Genomic DNA, 7,763 nt, shown 5'->3' with positions numbered 1-7,763 from the left:
CAAAAGGCTACCTGAAACTTTTCAGGTAGCCTCTATCGGGCAGCCAACGCTGCTATTTGCCTGAGCCGATTTTGCTTTCCTTGCCGCTGAGCAGGTTTTGGATATTGCTGCGGTGGCGCAGCAGCACCAGCGCGGCAATCACGGCAATAGCTGCTTGCCAGGAAGGCTGTTGCACCAGAAACATGGCGGCCAGCGGGCTGATTACGGTGGCGGTGAGTGCGGCCAGTGAGGAAATTTTCAGCCCGAAGGCCATTATCAGCCACACCGCCGCGCAAATCAGCGCTACCGGCCACGATAAGGCCAGCAGCACGCCCAGCGCGGTGGCCACGCCCTTGCCGCCCTTGAAGCCGAAAAACAGCGGCCACATATGCCCCACCAACACCGCCACCGCCACGGCGGCCACCACTTCGTCGGACAGGCCGAAATGCGATTGCAGCCATCGGGCAAGCAGTACGGCCACCAGGCCTTTGAGCGCGTCGCCCAAGAGCGTGAGCGCGGCAGCTTTTTTGCGGCCGCTGCGTAAAACATTGGTGGCGCCCGGGTTGCCCGAGCCGTAGCTGCGCGGGTCGTCCAGCCCGTAGAATTTGGATACGATAACGGCGAACGAGAGCGAGCCGATTAAATAGGTGGCGGCCACGGCGGCCAGGCCCCACACAGAAAAGATGTCAGCCATAAGATTTTTTCACATTGAAACAAACGAGCCGGATTCTATCACGAGGACAAGCACAGTATGGATACCGTTTTTCTGCACGGCCTAAAAGCCCAAACCCTAATCGGCGTTTTCGACTGGGAACGCCGCCAGCCGCAAACCGTGCTGCTGGATATCGACATCCGCACCGATCTGAGCGCGGCGGAAAAGAGCGATAACGTGGCCGATACGATCAGCTACGCCGAGGCGGCGGAGCTGGTAACGGCGGCCTTGGCCGGCCAGCAGTTTTTCTTGCTGGAGGCGCTGGCGGGTTATGTGGCGCAGCTGCTGCTTAAGCATTTCCCTTCCTGCGAGAGCGTGCGGATTAAGGCGGTAAAACCCGGTATCCTGCCCGGCGTGGCATCGGTGGGCGTGGTGATGGAGCGGGGCAGGGCAGAGGCTACCTGAAAGATATAGTTTATTAAAATCAGTATGCTACGGCGTTAGCTTGCCTTGCCGTACTGGTTGTGCTGTTTGCGGCTTGCCGCCTTGCCCCTTCTGATTTTAATCCACTATGGCCAAAGCATTTTCCCCGCTGCCAAGCGAGCTAACGCGATATGCAGTGCATTGCTTCAGCCATCTCGCCGTTTAAACTTCGCCTAAGCTGTGCTTTCAGGTAGCCTCACAACTATAGTGAATTAACAAAAATCAGGACAAGGCGACGAGCCGCACACGTTACGGCAAGGCGAGCCAACGCTGTACTGGTTTAAATTTAATTCACTATAAAAAAGCCGTCTGAACATTCAGACGGCTTTTGGTTTATTTCATAAAGTTTTTCAGTAGCATGGAAGCCACATCGTCCAGGCCGAAGCCGTCTGCGTCTTGCGCGCTGCCGTTTGGGGTGGCGTGGTCTACCAGGTTGGGCAGGATTTTGGCCAGCATCTCGCTTGCCTGGTTGGCATCCACGCCGAATTTCTGCGCCAGCTGGTTTACGGTGTCGCTACCCAGCGCTTGTTGCAGTTGGCTGCCGGACACGGGCATATTGCCAGACTGGTTGGAAACCCAGCTGCTGATGGCATCACCCAAGCCGCCTTGTTGCAGCTGGCTGATCAGGTTGCCCACGCCGCCGTGCTGTTTCACCAAATCCATCGCCATATCGGTGAGCGAGCCTTGGCCGCCGTCTTTGCCGCCCAGCATCTGGCTGGCCGCGTTCATTAGATTATCCATTAAAGTCATGATTTTCCCTTATGTTAGAGTGAAAAGGGGCGCAGTGTAGCAAAGTTTGGGCGGCAGGGTGCGGGTTTAACCGAATTTAGCGGATGCAAAATGCGGGCGGCCATAAAAACAGCCGGCTGCCGCCGGCCGTTTGCCTGTTGTTTAACGGAATACCATGCCGCCGTCGGTGAGGATGGTTTGGCCGGTGATGTAGTCGGCGTCTTCCGAAGCCAGGAAGGATACCAGGTTGGCCACGTCTTCCGGCTGTTGCGGCCGGCCGGCGAGGATGCCTTTGGTAAATTCGTTCCACGCCTGTTTCGGCTGGTAGCCCTTGTGTTCTACAAATGCGGCGTCGATGCGCTCCCACATGGGGGTGTCGGCCACACCCGGGCAATAGGCGTTTACGCGGATGTTGTAGGGGGCGAGTTCTTTTGCGGTGGAATGGGTGAACGAGCGTACCGCGTGCTTGGTGGCGCAATACAGGCTCAGCATTTCGTAGGATTCGTGACCGGCGATGCTGCATGCGTTGATGATTTTGCCTACGCCCTGCTGTTTTTTCATTTGTTCGGCGGCGGCCTGCGTGCCGAAAATCACGCCCTTGATGTTGATGCCCAACACCCGGTCGATTTCATTTTCGTTCAGGCTCAAGAATGTGCCGACCGATTCCACGCCCGCGTTGTTGACAAACACGTCCACCCGCCCGAAGGCCTTGACTGCTTCGTCCACTAGGCGGAACTGGTCTTCCCGGCTGGCGGAATTGCCCTTTACGGCGATATTTTCAAACCCGGCGGCATCGAATTCCGCTTTAACCTTGTTCAGGTTGTCGGCGTTGATGTCGTGCAGCACCACGCGGAAGCCGTCTTTGGCCAAACGGGTGGCGATTGCTTTGCCCAAACCTGCGGCGGAACCGGTAACTACGGCTACTTTTTTCACATCGGTCATGGTAGATCTCCTTTTCGGGTGGGAATGCAGCCGTATGCCTTTGCAGCACGGCTGGTAGATGCCAGCCGCCCGAACAGGCGGACGGATGGCGGAAAGGGGGAGTTTTGAAATCTAAATGTGCGGTGTGTATCTGCATGAATAATGGCAGTAAAGTACCAAAAATCATAACAGATGTAAACAAAAGGTCAACAGATTGGTTGACTTGGCAAATTTTATGCAGATGGCAAAATCGGGTAAGGCTGTGGGCGGGGCTTGGGTAGTAAGGAGGGGCAACGCGTTAGGAAGGAGTAAGCCACATAAAATCAGTTTATTGCGTGTTTCCAGATATAAGGGTATTTTTCAGGTAGCCTTTTCCTCAATTAAAAACAGCCGCTTCAGGTTACCTGAAACGGCTATGGTTTTATCCGCGTTGCTTATTTGGCGGCAGATGCGCCGGAGGCGGCTGCTGTGGAAGCGGCTGAAGCGGCGGCTGCACCTTCACCCCATACGGCAGGATATTTGTAGCCGACGAAGCGTTTGTGCGCGTAGTCTTTGAATTCTTGAGAATTATAGGCGGCGGTTACGTCTTGTACCCATTGCGCGTCTTTATCGGCAGTGCGCACGGCAGACCAGTTGATGTAGGCGAAGCTGGGTTCTTGGAACAGGGCTTCGGCCAGTTTCATGCCGGAAGACATGGCGTAGTTACCGTTTACGATGGCGAAGTCTACGTCTTGGCGGCTACGCGGCAGGTTGGCGGCTTCCATTTCCACGAATTCGATATTTTTGGTGTTTTCGGCAATATCGGTGCGGGCGGCGCGCAACGGGTCGACACCTTCTTTCAGTTTAATCCAGCCTAGGTTGTCGAGCATCACCAAAGCGCGAGCGAGGTTAGACGGATCGTTGGGGATGGAAACAGAGCTGCCGTTTTTCACTTGATCCAGCGCGGTGAGTTTGCCGGGGTAGATGCCCAAAGGAGCAGTCGGCACTTGGAATACTTCAGTCAGGTCGAGATTGTGCTCGGCCTTGAAGGAATCCAGATAGGGTTTGTGCTGGAAAATGTTGATGTCGATTGCGCCCTCGGCCAGTGCCTGGTTGGGGGTAACGTAGTCGGGGAATTCGGTGAGGGTAACGGTGTAGCCCTGTTTTTCCAGCATGGGCTGGATTTGGTCTTTAATCATGTCGGCAAAGTCGCCCGGGGTGGTGCCGAAGCGGATTTCCCGTTTGGCTTCGGCGGCGGGCTGGCTGCCGGCTGAGGCAGCGGATGCCTGTGCACCGCTGCCGCTATCTTGTCCGCCGCAGGCGGCCAGGGTCATGCCCAGCACGGCGGCGCAGGTGAGTTTCCATAATGCTTTCATTGAGTGTCTCCTTATACAATGGATAAACAGGTTGAGAAAAAACGGATTAGCGTTTGTCTAAACGGGCGGCTAAATGGTTGCCGAGCGTTTGGATGCAGACCACTAAGGCCGAGAGTAGGGCTACTACTGCCCACAACACATCAGCCATATAGCGCTGATGGCCGTAACGGATGCCAAGGTCACCCACGCCGCCGCCGCCGATTAAGCCGGCAGCGGCACTGGTGCCCAGCGTGGCAATAATCAGGATGGCAATGCTGCGTACGAGGCCGGCACGGGCTTCGTTGAGCAAAACTTTGGTGATGACGGTCATGGGTTTGGCACCCATGGCCAGCGCGGCTTCCACCACACCTTTAGGCACTTCGGCCAAATTTTGTTCCACCAGCCGCGCAAAATAAAACATGGCGGCCACGCTGAGCGAAATAGAGGCGGCCACCGGGCCGAATGTGGTACCCATGATCATGCGGGTGGGTTTCATCATCACAATCATGAGGATGACGAAGGGGAAGGCGCGGATAAAGTCGATGGTGAAGCCTAAAATATGGTTCACGCGGCGGTTGGCAAAAATCTGATTTTTACCGGTGGTGTAGAGCCATACTCCGAGCAGGCCACCGATGATGATGCTGACAATGCCGGAAATGCCGAGCATGATGGCGGTTTCGCCGAAGGCCTTGTAAAACTCCGGCCGCAGGCGCATCAGATTTTCCCAAATATCGTATTGCTGCCCCATTTCAATCCTCCTGTACCAATTCGCGCCCGATATCAGTGTGCGCCAGAATCTGCTTGTCGCGCACGTCGGCCACTTCCAGCAAATGCCCTTGATGCAGCAGGGCGGTGCGGCGGCACAGGCGGCGGATGACACTCATTTCGTGGGTAACGATCACGATGGTTACGTTGAAACGGCGGTTGATGTCTTGCAGGCAGTCGAGCACGCTGCGGGTGGTGGCCGGGTCGAGCGCGGAAGTGGGCTCGTCGGCCAGAATCACGCTCGGGTTGGGTGCGAGTGCACGGGCAATGCCCACGCGCTGTTTCTGCCCGCCGGAAAGTTGGGCGGGGTAGTGCTGTGCGCGGTCGGACAGGCCGACAATCTGCAAACATTCGCTCACGCGCTCGTTGATTTTGCTTTTGTTCCAGCCGGCAATTTCCAGCGGGAAGGCCACGTTGCCGGCCACAGTGCGGTTGGCAAGCAGGTTGAACTGCTGAAATACCATGCCGATGTTTTGGCGGGCGGTGCGCAACTGGGCGGCATTCATGGCGGTGAGGTCTTGGCCGTCAATCAGCACTTTGCCGCTGTCGGGGCGTTCCAGTAGGTTGATTAGGCGCAGCAGGGTGGATTTGCCCGCGCCGGAATAGCCCATCAGCCCGAACACCTCGCCTTGGTCGATGCTCAGGCTTAAGGGATGCACGGCCATGAATTGGTTGCTTTTGCCGTGATGATAGCTTTTACAAACGGAATCCAGAATAATCATGATGTTGTTGTATGGCCGCCTCACTCTGCGGCTGCAAAGATTTAAAGCCCACTGAATCGACAATGGGCTTAAAACAGAGGTGCGTGTTATAAATAGTACGCTTTAGCTGTTTTAACGCCCGCAAGCTGTATCAAATCGGCGTAAATAAGGATGGCGTATTTAATGCCCAAATATGGGTTTTGTCAAGAGCGGCTGTTTGCCGGGCTGTGTTTCAAGCTCGCCGGTTTCGGGTATAATCTTGGCATTTTGGCGGGTGAGCCGCCGTTTCTTCAGCCAACTAACTTTTGGAGCAGAGTGCATGAGCGCCATTATTGATATTTTCGCCCGCGAGATTCTCGATTCACGCGGCAATCCCACCGTAGAATGCGATGTGTTGCTGGAAAGCGGCGTGATGGGGCGCGCGGCCGTGCCCAGCGGCGCTTCCACCGGCCAGAAAGAAGCGCTAGAACTGCGCGACGGCGATGCCGCACGCTATTTGGGCAAAGGTGTGCTCAAAGCCGTAGAACATGTGAACAACGAAATCGCCCAAGCCGTTATCGGCATTGATGCTTCCGAGCAGAGCTATATCGACAAAGTGCTGGTGGAATTAGACGGCACGGACAACAAAGGCCGCCTGGGCGCCAATGCCACTTTGGCCGTATCCATGGCTGTGGCACGCGCTGCCGCTGAAGATGCCGGCCTGCCGCTCTACCGCTATTTGGGCGGCGCGGGGCCGATGGCGATGCCGGTGCCGATGATGAACGTGATCAACGGCGGGGAACACGCCAACAACAGCCTGGATATTCAGGAATTCATGATTATGCCGGTAGGCGCGGCCAGCTTCCGCGAGGCCTTGCGCTGTGGTGCGGAAGTGTTCCACCACTTGAAAAAAATCTGCCACGATAAAGGCTTCCCCACCACTGTGGGCGATGAAGGCGGCTTTGCCCCCAATTTGGGCAGCCACGCTGAAGCTTTGGATTTGATTTTGGAAGCCGTGAAAGCTGCCGGCTACGAAGCGGGCAAAGACGTGCTGCTCGCGCTCGATTGCGCTTCCAGCGAGTTTTACAAAGAAGGTAAATACCACCTCTCCGCCGAAGGCAAAGCGCTTTCCAGCGCCGAATTTGCCGATTATCTGGCCGATTTGGCCAGCCGTTATCCGATTGTTTCGATCGAAGACGGCATGGATGAAAACGACCGCGAAGGCTGGAAGCTGCTCACCAAAAAGCTTGGCGGCAAAGTGCAGCTGGTGGGCGACGATTTGTTTGTTACCAACCCGAAAATCCTGGCCGAAGGCATTAAAGAAGGCATTGCCAACGCCCTACTGGTGAAAGTGAACCAAATCGGCACCCTGAGCGAAACCCTGAAAGCCGTGGAGCTGGCCAAACGCAACCGCTACGCCAGCGTGATGAGCCACCGCTCCGGCGAAACCGAAGACAGCACCATCGCCGATTTGGCCGTGGCCACCAACTGCATGCAGATTAAAACCGGTTCGCTTTCCCGCTCCGACCGCATGGCCAAATACAACCAGCTACTGCGCATTGAAGAAGAGTTGGGCGAAGCTGCTTATTATCCCGGCCAAGCTGCGTTTTACCATTTGGCTCGCTAAAGGCTACCTGAAACATGAAATGGGTAACCGTGGTACTGGCCGTGGCGCTGGTGTGGTTGCAACATGATCTGTGGCTGGCCAAAGGCGGCTGGCGCGATATGTGGCGGTTGGAGGCTGAAGCCGAGCGCCAGCGGCAGGCCAACCAAAGCTTGGTGCTGCGTAATCAAGCCTTGACGGCCGAAGTGGAAAACTTGCGCACCGGAAAAGAAGCCATCGCCGAAATTGCCCGCACCGATTTGGGCTATGTGGGGCCGGGCGAAGTGTATTACCGCGTTTTGCCCGCTTCCGAGGCGGCGGCAGGGAGTGCAGCGGCCGAATAGTGTGTCCGCATCCTTTTCAGGTAGCCTCATCCGCCGGACAGGCTACCTGAAAATCATCACGCTGGATTTTTTGCCACCCGTTTTGAAGGAGAAGTTATGAAAGCATCATTGAAAACCTGCTTGTCTTGGCTGTTGGTTTCTGCCGCTGTTTTGCTGCTGAATGCCTGCCAGATTTTGCCGGTGCGATAGCCCGGTTTGTTTTTCAGGTAGCCTTTTTTGATCAGTAGAGGCTACCTGAAAATATAGTGAATTAAATTTAAATCAGTACAGCGT

9 protein-coding genes are annotated in these 7,763 nt (G+C 55.9%); 3 read left to right on the top strand and 6 right to left on the bottom strand.

Translation table 11 applies throughout. From position 1 onward, the window contains the following. Positions 1-52 precede the first annotated feature (52 nt). The gene (plsY, locus tag HMPREF2796_RS05515; protein WP_371327463.1) at positions 53-673 is read right to left on the bottom strand and encodes a glycerol-3-phosphate 1-O-acyltransferase PlsY; all 621 of its coding nucleotides are present in this window, start codon (positions 671-673) and stop codon (positions 53-55) included. 57 nt (positions 674-730) lie between these two features. Between plsY and folB the strand changes: the two genes are divergently transcribed. Then, positions 731-1,096: a dihydroneopterin aldolase gene (folB, locus tag HMPREF2796_RS05510; protein WP_070631595.1), complete on the top strand. Its 366-nt coding sequence runs from the start codon at positions 731-733 to the stop codon at positions 1,094-1,096. Between the two features lie 351 nt (positions 1,097-1,447). Here the strand turns inward: folB and HMPREF2796_RS05505 are convergent, their stop codons facing one another. From HMPREF2796_RS05505 to HMPREF2796_RS05485, 5 genes are all read right to left on the bottom strand, one after another. After that, positions 1,448-1,864, bottom strand: a complete 417-nt coding sequence (locus HMPREF2796_RS05505; protein ID WP_064105784.1) for a YidB family protein — start codon at positions 1,862-1,864, stop codon at positions 1,448-1,450. Between the two features lie 141 nt (positions 1,865-2,005). Beyond that, positions 2,006-2,785, bottom strand: coding sequence for an acetoin reductase (locus HMPREF2796_RS05500; protein ID WP_049259334.1), 780 nt, complete (start codon positions 2,783-2,785; stop codon positions 2,006-2,008). Between the two features lie 413 nt (positions 2,786-3,198). Next, positions 3,199-4,119: a MetQ/NlpA family ABC transporter substrate-binding protein gene (locus HMPREF2796_RS05495; RefSeq protein WP_070631593.1), complete on the bottom strand. Its 921-nt coding sequence runs from the start codon at positions 4,117-4,119 to the stop codon at positions 3,199-3,201. A 46-nt stretch (positions 4,120-4,165) separates the two neighbouring features. Then, on the bottom strand, positions 4,166-4,846 hold the full coding sequence (locus HMPREF2796_RS05490) for a methionine ABC transporter permease (RefSeq protein ID WP_070631591.1): 681 nt from the start codon (positions 4,844-4,846) through the stop codon (positions 4,166-4,168). Between the two features lies 1 nt (position 4,847). Then, positions 4,848-5,585 (bottom strand): methionine ABC transporter ATP-binding protein, encoded by a 738-nt coding sequence (locus HMPREF2796_RS05485; protein WP_070631589.1) that lies wholly within the window; start codon positions 5,583-5,585, stop codon positions 4,848-4,850. A gap of 298 nt (positions 5,586-5,883) precedes the next feature. On the opposite strand from HMPREF2796_RS05485, the gene eno reads away from it, so the two are divergent. Then, on the top strand, positions 5,884-7,170 hold the full coding sequence (gene eno, locus HMPREF2796_RS05480; RefSeq protein WP_049259327.1) for a phosphopyruvate hydratase: 1,287 nt from the start codon (positions 5,884-5,886) through the stop codon (positions 7,168-7,170). Positions 7,171-7,184: 14 nt separating this feature from the next. Beyond that, positions 7,185-7,490, top strand: coding sequence for a cell division protein FtsB (ftsB, locus tag HMPREF2796_RS05475; RefSeq protein WP_070631587.1), 306 nt, complete (start codon positions 7,185-7,187; stop codon positions 7,488-7,490). The last annotated feature ends 273 nt before the right edge of the window (positions 7,491-7,763 follow it).

The organism is Eikenella sp. HMSC071B05 (genome assembly GCF_001811325.1).
In the GTDB taxonomy this organism is placed as follows: Bacteria; Pseudomonadota; Gammaproteobacteria; order Burkholderiales; family Neisseriaceae; genus Eikenella; species Eikenella corrodens.
This window is presented reverse-complemented; position numbering and strand designations above follow the sequence as displayed.

Bases quoted from the DNA above. Each gene is read 5' to 3' on its own strand.
- plsY (WP_371327463.1), bottom strand. From the start codon at position 673: ATGGCTGACATCTTTTCTGTGTGGGGCCTGGCCGCCGTGGCCGCCACC.
- folB (WP_070631595.1), top strand. From the start codon at position 731: ATGGATACCGTTTTTCTGCACGGCCTAAAAGCCCAAACCCTAATCGGC.
- HMPREF2796_RS05505 (WP_064105784.1), bottom strand. From the start codon at position 1,864: ATGACTTTAATGGATAATCTAATGAACGCGGCCAGCCAGATGCTGGGC.
- HMPREF2796_RS05500 (WP_049259334.1), bottom strand. From the start codon at position 2,785: ATGACCGATGTGAAAAAAGTAGCCGTAGTTACCGGTTCCGCCGCAGGT.
- HMPREF2796_RS05495 (WP_070631593.1), bottom strand. From the start codon at position 4,119: ATGAAAGCATTATGGAAACTCACCTGCGCCGCCGTGCTGGGCATGACC.
- HMPREF2796_RS05490 (WP_070631591.1), bottom strand. From the start codon at position 4,846: ATGGGGCAGCAATACGATATTTGGGAAAATCTGATGCGCCTGCGGCCG.
- HMPREF2796_RS05485 (WP_070631589.1), bottom strand. From the start codon at position 5,585: ATGATTATTCTGGATTCCGTTTGTAAAAGCTATCATCACGGCAAAAGC.
- eno (WP_049259327.1), top strand. From the start codon at position 5,884: ATGAGCGCCATTATTGATATTTTCGCCCGCGAGATTCTCGATTCACGC.
- ftsB (WP_070631587.1), top strand. From the start codon at position 7,185: ATGAAATGGGTAACCGTGGTACTGGCCGTGGCGCTGGTGTGGTTGCAA.